14 protein-coding genes are annotated in these 15,597 nt (G+C 70.5%); 4 read left to right on the forward strand and 10 right to left on the reverse strand.

What is annotated here, in order from left to right; translation table 11 throughout:
- Nucleotides 1-342 precede the first annotated feature (342 nt).
- From AC1MFI_RS16475 to AC1MFI_RS16490, 4 genes are read left to right on the forward strand one after another with little or no spacing between them, the layout of a single operon-like run.
- Nucleotides 343-996, forward strand: a complete 654-nt coding sequence (locus AC1MFI_RS16475; RefSeq protein WP_479818257.1) for a GntR family transcriptional regulator — start codon at nucleotides 343-345, stop codon at nucleotides 994-996.
- 42 nt (nucleotides 997-1,038) lie between these two features.
- On the forward strand, nucleotides 1,039-2,556 hold the full coding sequence (locus tag AC1MFI_RS16480) for an MmgE/PrpD family protein (protein WP_479818259.1): 1,518 nt from the start codon (nucleotides 1,039-1,041) through the stop codon (nucleotides 2,554-2,556).
- A gap of 10 nt (nucleotides 2,557-2,566) precedes the next feature.
- Complete coding sequence (gene prpB, locus AC1MFI_RS16485; RefSeq protein WP_479818261.1) at nucleotides 2,567-3,523, forward strand: methylisocitrate lyase; 957 nt, start codon at nucleotides 2,567-2,569, stop codon at nucleotides 3,521-3,523.
- Nucleotides 3,520-4,665: a bifunctional 2-methylcitrate synthase/citrate synthase gene (locus AC1MFI_RS16490; RefSeq protein WP_479818263.1), complete on the forward strand. Its 1,146-nt coding sequence runs from the start codon at nucleotides 3,520-3,522 to the stop codon at nucleotides 4,663-4,665. The genes prpB and AC1MFI_RS16490 overlap by 4 nt, the downstream gene beginning before the upstream one ends.
- Nucleotides 4,666-4,729: 64 nt before the next feature.
- Here AC1MFI_RS16490 and AC1MFI_RS16495 read toward each other — a convergent pair whose 3' ends face one another.
- The 10 genes from AC1MFI_RS16495 to AC1MFI_RS16540 are packed head-to-tail and all read right to left on the reverse strand — an operon-like array spanning nucleotide 4,730 to nucleotide 14,866.
- Nucleotides 4,730-5,281, reverse strand: a complete 552-nt coding sequence (locus tag AC1MFI_RS16495; RefSeq protein WP_479818265.1) for an 8-oxo-dGTP diphosphatase — start codon at nucleotides 5,279-5,281, stop codon at nucleotides 4,730-4,732.
- Entirely contained in the window at nucleotides 5,274-6,236 is a 963-nt protein-coding gene (gene xerD, locus AC1MFI_RS16500; protein ID WP_479818267.1) for a site-specific tyrosine recombinase XerD, read from the reverse strand. Before xerD ends, AC1MFI_RS16495 begins: the two co-directional genes overlap by 8 nt.
- A 5-nt stretch (nucleotides 6,237-6,241) precedes the next feature.
- Nucleotides 6,242-6,919 carry an NUDIX domain-containing protein gene (locus AC1MFI_RS16505; RefSeq protein ID WP_479818269.1) on the reverse strand — a complete coding sequence of 226 codons (678 nt, stop codon included), beginning with the start codon at nucleotides 6,917-6,919 and terminating at the stop codon, nucleotides 6,242-6,244.
- A 4-nt stretch (nucleotides 6,920-6,923) separates the two neighbouring features.
- Entirely contained in the window at nucleotides 6,924-8,624 is a 1,701-nt protein-coding gene (locus AC1MFI_RS16510; RefSeq protein ID WP_479818271.1) for a CTP synthase, read from the reverse strand.
- Nucleotides 8,621-10,348, reverse strand: a complete 1,728-nt coding sequence (gene recN, locus AC1MFI_RS16515) for a DNA repair protein RecN (protein ID WP_479818272.1) — start codon at nucleotides 10,346-10,348, stop codon at nucleotides 8,621-8,623. The genes AC1MFI_RS16510 and recN overlap by 4 nt, the downstream gene beginning before the upstream one ends.
- Nucleotides 10,345-11,271 (reverse strand): NAD kinase, encoded by a 927-nt coding sequence (locus AC1MFI_RS16520; RefSeq protein WP_479818274.1) that lies wholly within the window; start codon nucleotides 11,269-11,271, stop codon nucleotides 10,345-10,347. Before AC1MFI_RS16520 ends, recN begins: the two co-directional genes overlap by 4 nt.
- Complete coding sequence (locus AC1MFI_RS16525) at nucleotides 11,271-12,110, reverse strand: TlyA family RNA methyltransferase (protein WP_479818276.1); 840 nt, start codon at nucleotides 12,108-12,110, stop codon at nucleotides 11,271-11,273. The genes AC1MFI_RS16520 and AC1MFI_RS16525 overlap by 1 nt, the downstream gene beginning before the upstream one ends.
- Nucleotides 12,097-12,294: a hypothetical protein gene (locus tag AC1MFI_RS16530; RefSeq protein WP_479818278.1), complete on the reverse strand. Its 198-nt coding sequence runs from the start codon at nucleotides 12,292-12,294 to the stop codon at nucleotides 12,097-12,099. The genes AC1MFI_RS16525 and AC1MFI_RS16530 overlap by 14 nt, the downstream gene beginning before the upstream one ends.
- Before the next feature lie 48 nt (nucleotides 12,295-12,342).
- Nucleotides 12,343-13,332, reverse strand: a complete 990-nt coding sequence (locus tag AC1MFI_RS16535; RefSeq protein ID WP_479818279.1) for an HAD-IIA family hydrolase — start codon at nucleotides 13,330-13,332, stop codon at nucleotides 12,343-12,345.
- On the reverse strand, nucleotides 13,325-14,866 hold the full coding sequence (locus AC1MFI_RS16540) for a hypothetical protein (protein WP_479818281.1): 1,542 nt from the start codon (nucleotides 14,864-14,866) through the stop codon (nucleotides 13,325-13,327). Before AC1MFI_RS16540 ends, AC1MFI_RS16535 begins: the two co-directional genes overlap by 8 nt.
- Between the last annotated feature and the right edge of the window lie 731 nt (nucleotides 14,867-15,597).

Below are 15,597 nucleotides of genomic sequence, written 5' to 3' on the forward strand. Positions count from 1 at the left end.
AACGGCCGGAGCAGCGGCGCCAGGGCCTCGAGGACCGCCGGGTCCTCGATGGTGGACGGCGCCGCACAGGCCTCACCGGCCGCCATCTGCCGCACGGCGGTGGTGGGCGGTGTGATCCAGTCGATGGCGCGGGCCGCGTGCAGCCATGATCGCCCCTCGTCGCGCGGCTGGTCAGGAACGGTACTACGGCAGCATGAGGAGGCGCAGTGCGCTGTATACAGGAAGTTCCTCGGACTCCATCCGAGCCCTCTTCCTGTTGTAAGTTCTGGGTTCTCTGTATACATTGAGGTCCGATGTCCGCCCGTCAGGAGGGCCGACGTCGATGATCGGGAGGAGGCGCGTGTGCGGGCCAGCGATCGCGCCTACTCCCTCCTCCGCTCCGACATCGTCGAATGGCGGCTCGCTCCCGGCGCGGTGCTGGCGGAAGTCGAGCAGTCCGCCAGGCTCGGCGTCTCGAGGACTCCGCTGCGCGAAGCCCTCTCGCGGCTCGTCGCCGAGGGTCTCGCCGTCTCCCATGCCGGACGCGGGGTCGTCGTCTCCGCCATCTCCCTCGAGGTGGTCGCCGATCTGTTCGAGGTCCGGCTGCCCCTGGAATGCGCCGCCGTCCGGCTCGCTGCCGCCCGGGGGGACGGCGGCGTCTTCGCGGCCCTCGCCGCCGAGTTCGCCGCGGCGGGGCGGCTCATCGAGGACGACGGCGGCGGGCAGGACGCGTACTACGCGCTCGTCGCCCGGCTGGACCAGCACATCGACGACGCGGCCCGGAACCCCTACCTGCTGCAGGCGCAGAAGCCGATCCGGACGCACCTCGCCAGGGTGCGCAGGCTCGCCCGGGACAATCCGCACCGGCTCCTCGCCTCGGCCAGGGAGCACGAGCAGATCGCCCGTGCCCTGAGCACGGGGAACGCCGACCTCGCCGAGGCATCGATGCGGGTGCACCTGCACCTGAGCCTGCAGCACCTGCTCGCCCCACACTCCGGCACACCGATGCACCACTGAACCTGCGAACCGCTGAAGCACTGAACCACCGAGAGGAACACCATGGTCGAGCTCCATCCCGTCCGCGTCCACCGCAGCGAGGAGAACCTCCCCCGAACTAGGCAGCTCGCCTGGAAGATCGCCGAGGTGGCCGCCGACCCCGTCGAGGTCACCGCCGACGTCACCGACATGGTGATCAACCGCATCATCGACAACGCCTCGGTGGCCGTCGCCTCCCTGAACAGGGCGCCCGTCGTGGCTGCCCGCGCCCAGGCGCTGAGCCATCCCGTCTCCTCGAACGGACACGGCGCCGCGGTGTTCGGCGTCGACTCCCCCGTCTCGGCGGAGTGGGCGGCCTGGGCCAACGGTGTCGCCGTGCGTGAGCTCGACTACCACGACACCTTCCTCGCCGCCGACTACTCCCACCCGGGCGACAACATCCCGCCGATCCTTGCCGCGGCGCAGCACACCGGGGCGTCCGGCAGCGACCTGGTGCGGGCGATCGCGACGGGTTACGAGATCCAGGTCGATCTCGTGAAGGCGATCTGCCTGCACAAGCACAAGATCGACCACGTCGCACACCTCGGTCCCTCCGCCGCCGCGGGCATCGGCACCCTCCTCGGACTGGATCCGGACGTCGTCTTCCACGCCGTCGGGCAGGCACTGCACACGACGACGGCGACCCGCCAGTCCCGCAAGGGCGAGATCTCGACGTGGAAGGCGCATGCGCCGGCGTTCGCGGGCAAGATGGCCGTCGAGGCGGTGGACCGGGCGATGCGGGGGCAGACCTCCCCCACGCCCATCTACGAGGGCGAGGACGGCGTGATCGCCTGGCTCCTCGACGGTCCCGAGGCAGCCTACGAGGTGCCGCTGCCGGCGCCCGGCGAGCCCAAGCGCGCCATCCTCGACACCTACACCAAGGAGCACTCCGCCGAGTACCAGGCCCAGGCCTGGATCGACCTCGCCCGACGCCTCCATGGATCGCACCCCGAGGCCACGTCCCCGGAGAACGTCGTCTCCGTCGTGATCCACACCTCCCACCACACCCACTACGTGATCGGCTCGGGAGCCAACGATCCGCAGAAGTACGATCCGACGGCCTCACGCGAGACCCTGGACCACTCGATCCCCTACATCTTCACCGTGGCCCTGCAGGACGGCCGGTGGCACCACGAGGACTCCTACGCGCCGGCGCGCGCCGCCCGGCCGGACACCGTCGCGCTCTGGCACAAGGTCACCACCCTGGAGGACCCCGAGTGGACGCGCCGCTACCACTCCCTGGACATCGCGGAGAAGGCCTTCGGCGGCCGGGTGGAGATCACCCTGACGGACGGGACGGTCATCACGGAGGAGATCGCCGTCGCGGACGCCCACCCCCTCGGGGCGCGGCCGTTCGTCCGCGAGGACTACATCGCAAAACTGCGCATGCTGGCCGACGGCATCGTCGACGACACCGAGATCGACCGCTTCCTGGCCGCCGTAGAGCAGTTGCCGGACCTCCCGGCCGGCGCACTCGGCCGGCTCAACATCGTGGCGGCGCCCGACGGTCTCGAAGCGGCCGGGCCGCAGGGACTCCTGTAGGAGGGCCGCCATGCTGTATTCGAACGTTCCCGCCGAAGAGAAGCGCCGCGCACTCCGCGCGGGGCTGTCCTCGGGGCGCATCCAGCAGTTCCCCGGCGCCTTCAACCCGCTGTCGGCCCGCCTCATCGGCGACAAGGGCTTCGATGGCGTCTACATCTCCGGCGCGGTGATCGCCGCCGATCTCGGACTGCCGGACATCGGCCTCACCACCCTGACGGAGGTCGCGCACCGGGCCGGGCAGATCGCCCGCATGACCGACCTGCCGTGCATCGTCGACGCCGACACCGGCTTCGGTGAGCCGATGAACGTGGCCCGCAGCGTGCAGGAACTCGAGAATGCCGGGCTTGCCGGCTGCCACATCGAGGACCAGTTCAACCCGAAGCGGTGCGGGCACCTCGACGGCAAGAACGTCGTCGACCTCGACACGGCCGTGAAGCGCATCCGCGCCGCGGCCGACGCCCGCCGCGACCCGGACTTCCTCATCATGGCGCGGACCGACATCCGGGGCACGGACTCCCTGGAAGCAGCCCAGGAACGGTCCCGGGCGCTCGTCGAGGCCGGCGCGGATGCCATCTTCCCGGAGGCGATGAGGAGCCTGGACGAGTTCCGGGCCATCCGGGACGCCGTGGACGTGCCGATCCTCGCCAATATGACCGAGTTCGGCAAGAGCGAGCTCTTCACCGTCGGGCAGTTGCAGGAGGTCGGCGTCACCATGGTGATCTACCCGGTCACGCTGCTGCGCAGTGCGATGGGGGCAGCCGAGCGTACGCTGGACTCGATCAGGGCCCACGGGACCCAGGAGCCGGCGGTACCGGACATGCAGACGCGCAGCCGGCTGTACGAGCTGGTGGACTACGAGGGGTACAACCGCTTCGACTCCTCCGTCTTCGACTTCGAGGTCCCGGGCGGTCACCGGACGGGCAGGGGCACATCAGCAGGACCGGACGCACAGGAGGACCAGCCGTGACAGAACCAGAGATCCACAAGGGGCTCGCCGGGGTGGTGGTGGACACCACAGCCATCTCGAAGGTCAATCCCGAGACCAACTCCCTGCTGTACCGGGGCTACCCCGTGCAGGAGCTGGCCGGGCACCGCGACATGGAGGACGTGGCCTGCCTGCTGTGGAACGGCGAGCTGCCGGACACGTCCGAACGACGGCGGTTCGATGCCTTCGAGCGCGCGCACCGGGCCCTGCCGGAGGAAGTGGTCGCGGCCATCGACCTGCTGCCCCTGACGGCGCACCCCATGGACGTCGCGCGCACGGCCGTGTCCGTCCTGGGCGCGATCCACCCGAAGGCGGGCGACAACGCGGTCGAGGCGAATATGGAGAAGGCCGCGGCGCTGTTCGCCGTGTTCCCGGCCGTCGTGGCCTACGACCAGCGACGCCGCCGGGGCCAGGCCCTCGTGGAGCCGCGGGAGGACCTCGGCTATTCGGCCAACTTCCTCTGGATGACCTTCGGCGAGGAAGCCCCCGCCGAGGTGGTCCACGCGTTCGATGTCTCGATGGTCCTGTACGCCGAGCACTCCTTCAACGCGTCGACCTTCACCGCGCGGGTCATCACGTCGACGCTGTCCGACCTGCACTCGGCCGTCACCGGCGCGATCGGGGCGCTCAAGGGTGCACTGCACGGAGGGGCGAACGAGGCCGTCATGCACACCTTCGAGGAGATCGGCATCCGCGAGGACGAGACGTCCGAGGAGGCCGCCGCCCGCGCGAAGGCGTGGATGGAGGACGCGCTGGCATCGAAGAAGAAGGTCATGGGATTCGGCCACCGGGTCTACAAGAACGGCGACTCCCGCGTCCCGACCATGAAGTCGGCGCTCGACGCCATGATCGGCTACTACGGCCGCGGAGAGATCCTGGGGCTGTACACGGGCCTGGAGACCGCGATGGAGGAGGCCAAGGGCATCAAGCCGAACCTCGACTACCCCGCCGGGCCCACCTACCACCTCATGGGCTTCGACACCGAGATGTTCACGCCGCTGTTCATCGCCGCGCGTATCACCGGATGGACGGCCCACATCATGGAGCAGGTCGCCTCGAACTCGCTCATTCGGCCGCTGAGCCTCTACAACGGTCCCGACGAGCGGCACGCCCTGGAGAGCTGACGGGCGGGCACCTGTCGTCCGGGGTCGACGGCGGCGTGGTCCTGCCGTGCCGTTGGCGGCAGGGTCAGTGCACGACGGCGCTCGCGACCCCCTCGCCGTCCCGGTCCATCAGGATGTGGGCGTCGATGCGGTGCCCGGCCAGCAGCGACGGGAGCCAGTAGGGGGCGTCCTGCCACATCTCGTGCCAGGGGATGGAGCCGACGGCGTACCAGCGCGGCTCGATCTCCTCGCTGGCCACGGCGGCCGTGGTGCCGGCATCGGCGGTGAACAAGAAGGCCACCATGTTCCACTCCGGCCGGGCGGGAAAGGACCACGAGATGCGGCCGGCCTCGCGCAGGTCATCCGGTGCGAGGACGATCCCGCCCTCCTCCGCCACCTCGCGGATGGCGGCCTCCCCCGCCGACTCCCGTCCGTCGATCTTCCCGCCGAGGGCCACGACCCTCCCGGTGCCGAATCCGGTGCGCTTGAGGCCGAGGAGCACGTCCCGGCTCGGGCCGCTGCCCCTGAAGAGGAAGCACAGGACCACGCAGCGGTAGACCGCGCCGTCGATGGTCATCCACTCACCGGGCTGCACCGCGCCGGCGGGCAGCCCGGGGGCGGACGCCGGCTCAGGCACGGGCGCGGGGATGGGCGGCCGCGTACACCTCCCGCAGCGTCTCGGCCGTGACGAGCGTGTAGACCTGGGTCGTGGTGACCGATGCGTGGCCGAGTAGTTCCTGCACGACACGTACGTCCGCACCGCCCTCGAGCAGGTGGGTGGCGAAGGAGTGCCGCAGCGTGTGGGGCGAGACCTCCCGCTTCACGGCGGCCCGCTCGGTCGCCGTCTTCAGGATGCTCCAGGCGCTCTGGCGGCTCAGGCGCCCTCCCCGCATGTTGAGGAACAGCGCTGGGCTGCCCGTGCCCTTCGAGGCGAGACCCGGCCTGCCCTGGACCAGGTAGGCGTCGACCGCCCGCGCGGCGTAGGACCCGACGGGGACGAGCCGTTCCTTCGACCCCTTACCCCTCAGGCGGACGACGGCGGGGCCGTCGAGCGCATCGTCCACGGAGACGTCGTCGACGTCGAGGCCAACCGCTTCGCTGATCCTGGCGCCGGTGGAGTACAGGAACTCGAGGAGCGCGCGGTCGCGCTGACCGGAAGGGGTAGAGGTGTCGACCGCTTCCAGGATGCGGACCACCTCGGCCACCGGGATGGCCTTCGGCAGTCGCTGCCCGATCATCGGCGGATGCACGTCACGGGCCGGATCTCCCTCGGTGATGCCCTCCAGTGCCCAGAAACGGTGCAGGCCCCGCACCGCGACCACGGTGCGGGCCGCCGACCGCGGGCTGAGGGGCGACAGGCCGTCGTCCCCCGAGACGACGGCCTGAGCGAACGCGGAGACGTCGTGCCGGGAGACCCGTGCGGCATCCCGAACCCCGCGGGAATCGAGGAACGCCTCGTACCGCCGCAGGTCGCGCCTGTAGGCGGCGAGTGTGTTGACCGAGAGCCCCCGCTCGACGGACATGTGCCGCAGGTAGTCGCGCACGAGGACGGCCAGGGGTCCTTCCTCGTCCGCGGTCACCGGGCCCGACACGGCGGTCAGCCCTCGAGTACGGCGCCGCGCGGCCAGGTCGGGTGCTGGCTCGGATGCTCGGGCCAGAGCGACGTCGCGGGGCGCAGGTCGACGAACCCGTTCTCGCGGGCCACGCGGGCCGCGAGAATGGCCGCGGCAGCCGACGGACTGTGGATCCTGCCCCCGAGCACCGCGGCCACCGCCTCGTCGAGGTCCACCCACTGCAGTTCGATCTCCGCTTCCTCGTGCGTGCGCGTGTGGCGATCGGCCTCGGGCACGTCGCCGACACCGCGCGCCAGGTACACGCGCAGCGCCTCCGAGGACGAACCGGGAGACAGGAAGAGATCGACGAGGACGTGCCACTGCTGCGCCGTGAGGTCCGCTTCCTCCGCGAGTTCCCGCGCGGCCGCATCGACGAAGTCCTCGCCCTCCTCGTCGAGGAGGCCGGCGGGGATCTCCCACAGCGCCATGCGTACCGGATGGCGGTACTGGCGCAGCAGGAGCACCTGCCCCTCGTCGTTCAGGACGAGGACGGCGACGGCACCGGGATGCTGGATGAAGTCGCGGGTGATGCTCTCACCGTCGTCCGTCAGGGTGAACTCCTCGCTCACGACGTCCCACACGCGGCCCTCGTAGACCGTGGTGGCACCCAGGAGCCGGCGCGGGCTCTGCTCGTCGCTGAAGGCGGTGCTGTCCCCGGACACCCCGTCAGACCTTCGCGCCGCGTCGTTCGAGGGCCGCCTTGACGAGGCCTGCGAACAGCGGGTGCGGCCGCGTGGGGCGCGAGCTCAGTTCGGGGTGCGCCTGCGTGGAGACGTAGTACGGGTGCACGTCCTTCGGCAGTTCGGCGAACTCGACGAGCTTGCCGTCCGTGGTCGTACCCGAGAACACCAGGCCGGCCTCCGCGATCTGCTCGCGGTACTCGTTGTTGACCTCGTAGCGGTGGCGGTGCCGTTCGAAGACCGTGGTCTTGCCGTAGGTCCCGGCGATCACGGACCCTTCCTGGAGCTTGGCCTCCCAGCGGCCGAGGCGCATGGTGCCGCCCATGTCGCCGTCGCCGCTGACGATGTGCAGCTGCTCGGCCATGGTCGCGATGACCGGGTACTCCGTGTCCGGCTCGAACTCGCTGGAGGAGGCGCCCTCGAGGCCGACGACGTTCCGTGCGTACTCGATGACCATGCACTGCAGTCCGAGGCAGAGGCCGAGGGTGGGAATGCCGTTCTCACGGGCGTAGGTCAGGGCGCCGAGCTTCCCCTCGAGGCCGCGGATACCGAAGCCGCCGGGGATGCAGACGGCGTCCACTCCGTCGAGCGCCTTCTTGGCGCCTTCAGGCGTCTGGCACTCGTCGGACGGCACCCACTTGATCGTGACCTTCGCCTTGTTCGCGAAGCCGCCCGCGCGCAGCGCCTCGGTGACCGAGAGGTAGGCGTCCGGGAGGTCGATGTACTTGCCGACCAGGGCCACCTCGACCTGGTGCTTCGGGTTGTGGACGACGTCCAGCAGCTTGTTCCACTTGGTCCAGTTGACGTCCTTGAACCGCAGGTCGAGCGCCTGGACGATGTAGGCGTCGAGGCCCTGGGCGTGGAGCGTCTTCGGGATGTCGTAGATGCTCGGGGCATCGGCGGCGTTCACCACGGCGTCGATGTCGACGTCGCACATCCGGCCGATCTTCTCCCTCATGGCCGTCGGCACTTCGCGGTCGGAGCGGATCACGATGGCATCCGGCTGGATACCGATGGAGCGCAGCATCGCGACGGAGTGCTGCGTGGGCTTGGTCTTGAGTTCCTGCGACGGACCGATGTAGGGGACCAGGGAGACGTGCAGGAAGAAGACGTTGTTCCTGCCGATGTCCTGGCGGACCTGGCGGGCCGATTCGAGGAAGGGCTGCGACTCGATGTCGCCCACCGTGCCGCCGATCTCGGTGATGATGACGTCGGGGGCCTTCTTGCCCGGAGCGGCCTCGGCCGGCAGCCGCATGCGGCGCTTGATCTCGTCGGTGATGTGCGGGATGACCTGGACCGTGTCGCCGAGGTACTCGCCGCGGCGTTCCTTCGCGATGACGGTCGAGTAGACCTGGCCCGTCGTGACGTTCGCCGACCCGTCGAGGTTCTCGTCGAGGAACCGCTCGTAGTGCCCGATGTCCAGGTCGGTCTCGGCGCCGTCGTCGGTGACGAACACCTCGCCGTGCTGGAACGGGTTCATCGTGCCGGGATCGACGTTCAGGTAGGGATCAAGCTTCTGCATCGTCACGGAGAGACCGCGCGCCCTCAGGAGGTGACCCAGGCTGGATGCCGTCAGTCCCTTGCCGAGTGAGGAGGCCACGCCGCCAGTCACGAAGATGTGCTTGGTCGTTGCGGATTTAAGGAACCGGGAGTTTGTTTGCTGCGCCACGGAGTTCAATCTTATCACCGAGCGGTGGAGCGGGCGGCATCAGCGAGGAGTTCCTCGGCGTGGGCGCGGGCCGAGGCCGAGTCCTCCTGCCCCGCGAGCATCCTCGCGAGCTCCCGCACGCGTTCGTCCTCGGGCAGGACCTCGACGTCGCTGGCGGTCACGCCGCCACCGTCGCCGTCGCGCGAGACGTTCTTCGTCACGCGGATATGCCGGGCGGCGAAGGCCGCGACCTGCGGCAGGTGGGTCACCACGATGACCTGGACGTGCTCGGCCAGCATGGCGAGCCGGCGCCCGATCTCGACGGCGGCCTTGCCACCGACGCCCGCGTCCACCTCGTCGAACACGAAGGTGGGCACGGGATCGACGGCGGCGAGGACCACCTCGATGGCCAGCATCACGCGCGAGAGTTCACCGCCCGACGCACCCTTGCCCAGGGCGCGCGGCGCCGAGCCGGGGTGCGGCTGCAGGTTGAAGGCGATGTCGTCGGCCCCGTGGATCGTCAGTGCGTCGGCCGGGGTGACCTCGATCAGCAGCTGCGCATCGGGCATCGCGAGGGCCGTCAGTTCGTCGCTGACCTTCGCCGCGAGGCTTCCCGCTGCGGCCCGGCGCAGCGAGGACAGGTCCTCGGCGAGTGCGTGCACCCGGCGGTCCAGCTCGGCGATGACGTCGTCGAGCTCCTCCACGCGCGAGGAATCGCTGCTGAGTTCGAGCAGGCGCTTCACGGCGTCCTCCTGCCAGGCCAGCACCTCGTCGATCGTCGGCGCATACTTCCGCACGAGCACGGAGAGCGCCGCCCGGCGGGATTCGACTTCCTCGAGCCGGCCCGCACCCTCCCCGTCGAGCGCCGCCCCGTAGCCCGCCAGCTCCGCGGACACGTCCGCCAGCAGGTACCCCACCTCGGCGAGCCGTTCGGCCAGCTTGCCGAGATCGGCGTCGTGCTCGGCGACCGCCTCGAGCTGGCGCTTCGCCTCGTCGACCAGGGACACGGCGTCGGCACTGGCCCCGATGTCCTCGGACACGAGTGCCTGATGGGCCACGAGGGCCGCGGTCCGGAGCTCCTCGAGATTGCCGAGACGCATCGATTCGGCCTTGAGCGCGGCGTCCTCCCCCGGCTGCGGGTCGACGTCCCCGATCTCGGCGAGGGCCGCTTCCAGTCCCTCCGCCTCGCGCAGGCGCTCCCGTGCCTCGCTCCGGAGGCGGTCGCGTTCGGCAAGGGCATCGCGCCATCGGCGGAAAGCATCCCCGTAGGCCTGCAGCGCTTCCTCGACGGGCCTGCCGCCGAACTTGTCCAGTGCCTGCCGCTGCGCGGGGGCGCCTTTCAGCCGCAGCTGGTCGGACTGCCCGTGGACGACGACGAGTTCCTCTCCCAGTTCGGCGAGCACACCGACGGGAGCTGCACGGCCGCCGACGTAGGCACGGCTGCGCCCCTCGCTCGTCACGGTGCGCGCGAGGATGAGTTCGGCGACGCCGTCGTCCTCCTCGAGCGCGGCGCCCGCCTCCGCCGCCCTGAGGGCAGCCGGGCTGACAGGGTCCAGGCGCAGCACGGCCTCCGCGGACGCGGACTTGGCACCGAGCCGGACCGCGCCGGCGTCCGAGCGGGCGCCGCGGAGGAGGCCGAGGGCCGTGATGACCATGGTCTTGCCCGCACCGGTCTCACCGGTGACGACGGTCAGTCCCGGACCGAGCTCGAGCGTGGCGTCGGTGATGACGCCGAGGTCGCGGATGCGCATCTCCTCGATCATCGAACCGGTCCGTCCTGGTGCTTGACCGGGCCGCGCCAGCCCTGGATGGGTAGCTCGAACTTGCGGACCAGCCGCTCGGAGAACGGTGTCTGCCGGGTCCGGGCGAGACGTACCGGATGCTCCGAGCGCCTCACTTCGACGCGGGCACCCGGCGGCAGGTCGATGCTCCGCCGACCGTCGCACCAGAGGACGCCTGAGGCCTCGGTGCGGGTGAGGAGCTCGACGGCGAGCACCGAGGTGGGCGCCACCACGAGCGGCTTCGCGAACAGGGCGTGAGCGCTGATCGGAACCATGAGCAGCGCCTCCACCTCCGGCCAGACGATGGGGCCGCTGGCGGAGAACGCGTAGGCGGTCGAGCCGGTGGGCGTGGCAAGGACCACGCCGTCGCAGCCGAAGGAACTCACGGGGCGCCCGTCGACCTCCATGACCACCTCGATCATGCGCTCCCGGTTGGCCTTCTCGATCGCGGCCTCGTTGAGGGCCCAGCTCCTGCCGAGCAGGGCATCCCCGTGCCAGACGAGGACCTCGATCGTGGTGCGCTCCTCCACCGTGTAGCTACGATCAGCGACCCAGCGCACGGTCTCCTCGAGGTCGGCGCGTTCGCTTTCCGCGAGGAAACCCACGTGTCCGAGGTTGACGCCGAGGAGGGGGATGTCCGCTTCCCGCACGAGCTCGGCAGCCCGCAGGATCGTTCCGTCACCGCCGAGGACCATGACGAGTTCGACGTCGCCGAAGTCCACGCCGTCACCGAGCGCTTCGGCAGGAGCCGCGAGTTCTCCGTACTCCCCCTGGATGTCGGCCAGCTCCTCCGGTCGCATGACCGGCTGGAGTCCGAGGTCGTGGAGGCGCGTGCACGCTTCCTGTGCCGCGATCATCGCGTTCCTGCGGCCGGTGTGCGCGAGCACCAGAATTCGTCTACTCATCAAGCTCCGTCTGATCGGTGGGGCGGGGGCGGGAACAGTGCGCCCTGGGTGAGTGCCTGTTCCGTCAGCCGGTCCAGCTCCCCCTCGATCCTAGGCATCAATCCGCTGCTCGGCACCTTTATCCACACGAAGTACTCCAGGTTGCCGTCCTGGCCCGGCACTTCGCTCTGCGCGATCCCGCCGATATCGAGCCCGCACCCGAGCGCACTGCGCAGCACGCCGGCGACGGCCCGGCGGCGTGCCTCGGCCGAGGTGACGACACCCAGCCTGTTGAGCCCGCTGCGTCCCACCTCGAACTGCGGCTTCACCATCAGGAGCATCTCGCCCCCGGCCTGCGTGGCGGCCGCCAGCGCGGCGATGACCAGGCGGAGCGAGATGAAGGAGAGATCCGCCACGGTCAGCTGGACCTGTCCGCCGATGGCGGCCGGTGCGAGGTGACGCACGTTCATCCCCTCGAAGACGAGCACGCGCGGATCGTCACGTAGCTGCTGCACGAGTTGGCCGTGGCCCACATCGACGGCGGCGACCTCGCGCGCACCCCGCCTGAGCAGGACATCCGTGAACCCTCCCGTGGAGGCGCCGGCGTCGAGGCACCGCTTGCCGTCCGGCACCACCGCGGGGAAGGCCCGGAGGGCGCCGTCGAGCTTGTTGCCGGCGCGGCTCACGTAATCCTCACCGTGGTCGTCGACGATCAAGACGTCCGCGGGCAGGATCGATGCCGACGCCTTGCTCGCTACGATGCCCTCCCGGCGGACCCTGCCTGCTGCGATCAGTTGCGCCGCATGGGAGCGGGACCGGGCGAGGCCCCGTGCCACGAGTTCCTGGTCAAGGCGAGCCATGGGCTCCCGCCTGGCGGAGCTTCTGCTCCGGATTCAGGGCACCGGCCAGGCGGTCGTGGACGTCGAGGTAGATGGCGGCGTGCTCACCGACGGGCACGTCACCCAAGGTGTCGAGGACGGCCAGGATCCTCTCCACCTGCACGTCGCTTCCTCCGCCGCTCCCGCTGTCTGTCGTGTCGTTCACGGTCGCCTCCCTTCCAGGTCCCATCGGCTGTCGCTCCGGTTCTCCAGACTAACCAGCCGTCGTGAACGCGACGTCGGGCGCCCCGTCAGGAGCCGTATCGGGGTTCGCTGCCCACCAGGCGGCGCATGCCGCACGCCAACTGTCGACGTCGTCCTCGCGGCCGGTGACCTCCACCGTCCGCCCCGCAACGCGTGCTGACGCGTCCCCGCAGGCGTAGGAGCCGTCCTCGAGCGTGACCGCCGGGTACTCCTCGTACAACTCGGCCAGCGAGCTGATGAGATAGTCCGGGCGCTCGTCGACACGCGCGGCCAGGGCCGTCCGGACCGAATCCACCCCGGTGAGGACGAGAGCCGTCGACATCCCGGCGCGATTCCCGCCGAGGATATCCGTATCGAGCCGATCGCCGATGACCAGGGCGCGCTCGACACCGGAGTGCCGCGCTGCAGTCTCGAAGAGGGCCGCTCCCGGCTTTCCTGCGACCATCGGTGATCGCCCCGTTGCAGCGGTGACGGCGGCGACGAGGGTGCCGTTACCGGGAGCGATCCCCCGCTCCTGCGGAATGGACATGTCGGTGTTCGTGGCGACCCAGACGGCACCGGCGGATACCGCATAGGCGGCCTCCGCCAGGTCCTTCCAGCCGAGTGCGGGCGAGAAACCCTGGATGACGGCGTCCGGCCCGTCGTCGGCCGAGCCGACGACCGTGAAGCCCTGTTCCCGCACAGCGGCCTCGAGGGTCTGGCTCCCGATCACGAGGACTGCCGACCCGGCAGCTACCTGCCCCGCCAGCAGTTCGGCGCCTGCCTGTGCGGAACCGAAGACCTGCTCGGCGCCGGCCGGCGCGCCGAGCTCCCGGAGATGGGCGGCCACCTGCTCGGAGGAGCGCGACGCGTTGTTGGTGACGTAGGCCAGGCTCTTGCCCTCACCCGCCAGCTGTTCCAGAGCCTCCGTCGCGCCGTCGATGGCGCGTGGTCCGGCGTACACGACGCCGTCCAGGTCCGAGAGCACGCCGTCGTATGCGTCGATCAGACGGTCAGTCATCGACGGCGTCCGGCTGATCCGACGCGGACGTGACGGCCCGCCGGCGCTGGGGCGCGGCATCGGCACCGTCCTGGCCCGCATCGGTGGGGGACGGGCCGACATCCTGCCCGTCGGTCACCACGTCTCCTGCCCGCGGGGCCGATGAGGCTTCCGAGAACTCGACGGTGGTGCTCCGGGTAGCCTGCGCCTGCACTGCTTCCTCCTCCTGGGTGCCAGGGATGTCCGCATAACCCGCATCATCCATGCTGAAGAGCATCTCGGTCTGGAGTGCCTGTACCGGGTGCGAGGTCTCGCCCGCCGGTACCGCGTCAGCAGCCACTGCCCCTTCTGCTGCCCCTGCTTCGCCTGTGTCGTCGCCAGCGGAACGTGCGTCGGCTGCGTCAACCGGGGCTTCCGCTGCCTCCGTGGGCGCGTCCACCGGAACGTCGGGCAGATCCGTGCCCGTTTCGTCCGTGCTGCTCGTGGTCCGCTCGCCTTCCGTCGCAGGATCACCCTCGAGGGAGCCGGTAGCCGGCACCATGTCGGGAGCGGATGCGCCAGCAGCATCGCTGGCATCGGCACGTGTGCCGGCCTCCGTCTCCTCGTCCCTGATACCGGCATCGCCGGAACCGGCGTCCGCAACACCGGCACCGCTCTCCTCCGCGGCATCATCGGCCGGATCGGCCGGATCCGTCACCGGAGCGGCAGCAGCACCGCCCAATACATCCGCCACCCTGGGCACGCGGACCGGCGCGGGAGCGTCGTCGTCGTCCTCGCCGAGGTCGATGATGTCCGGCTCGAGGTCGTCGTCGAGTCCGAGGGCCTTCTCCGCGACGCCTGCCTGACGCCGCCACGCGCCCGACTCGTTGGAGCGGCCCACAGCATCGAGTGCATCCGCGTAGGCACGGAACAGCCGAGGGCTGAAGGAGAAAGCCCGGTGCAGGTCCAGCTGCGGGATCTCCAGGGCCGAGACGGCTGCCTCGAGTTGTCCGAGGTCGGCGCGGGCACCGGAGATCACCATGGCCAGTTCCGCCTTCCCGGCTGCGTCCAGGGTCTCCGCTTCCTCGCTCCGCGCGAGATCGAGCGCCCTGTCGGGTCGGCCGAGTCCCCGCTCGCAATCGGCCATGACCGGCAGATGGACGTTCGAGCCACTGATCCGCCGGAACGTACGGAACTCCCGAAGCGCTTCGCCGTAGTGGCCGGCCGCGTAGGCAGTGAGGCCCACGGCTTCGCGTACTGCTGCGAGGCGCCCGCCGCGACGGCTTGCAGCCAGCGCGTGCTGGAATGCGAGCTCCGGGTCGAGGTCGATGAGTCGGCCTGCCATCACCAGGTGCTTCGCTACCCAGAGTGCGCTGCGCTCCTCCAGGTTGCGGACCTGGGCCCGGGTCACCCGATCGAGCTCGTCACCCTTGACATCCTCGTCGATCTCGGGGGACCGCTCACGATCCGGTCGGTTGGCGCTGCGGAGATCACGCGCATTGTGAGGCCGCGCTGCCGACGAGGCCGTGTCCTCCGACCGGTTGCCGTACCGTCGATCGTCGTTCCCGCGCTCCACGCCGTTACCCCGCTCCTGGCGGTCGCCGGGTCGGCGGAAGGAACTGCTGCGCTCAGGTGCACGCCTCCCGCCAGGTCCCTGTCCCTCACCCGCGGTGCGCGTCTGCCAGGGACGGTCCCGGCCCTCGCCGGTACGGCCCGTCGGCGCCTCGCCCCGTCCGCTGAATCGGGCCTGCTTGTCGCTGGCCGAACCGGATGCCGCGCCACCTCGGGACGCCGAGCCACGCAGCTGCGCTCCACGGCTGTCATCCGCCCCCCTCTGGGGCCGCTCCGAGGATCGCCGGTCCGGCCTGCCCTGGTTCTGGCCCGCCCGATCGTCGCGCCGCTGGCCCGCGGAGCCCCCACGCTCCTGACTCGGCCGTGCATCACGTGCGTGGGCCGGGCGGGCGCGCTGCCCGTTCTGGTCGTCCCTGCCCTGACGGCCGCCGGCGCGGTCCGCGCCTCGCGCCTCGGACTGACCCTTCCACGCGGGCCGACCGCCCGTAGGCCGTCCACCGCTGCTCGAGCCCCTGGACCCACCTTCCGGACGAGCACCACGACGGTCATCGCTGGACTCCCCGCGGTCACTCGCCGAACCGCGGCGCTGTGGCCGCTCCGGGATCGACCCGTCACGAGCCTGGGAGCGATCGTCACCGCCGGCGCGCGGCGCCTCTGACCGCGCGCCCTGTCCGCCGGACTTGGAACCCCAGGAATGACGACGGCCCCCCTGTCCGGACGCTCCCTGACTGCCGT

The organism is Arthrobacter sp. BC5 (assembly GCF_056680255.1).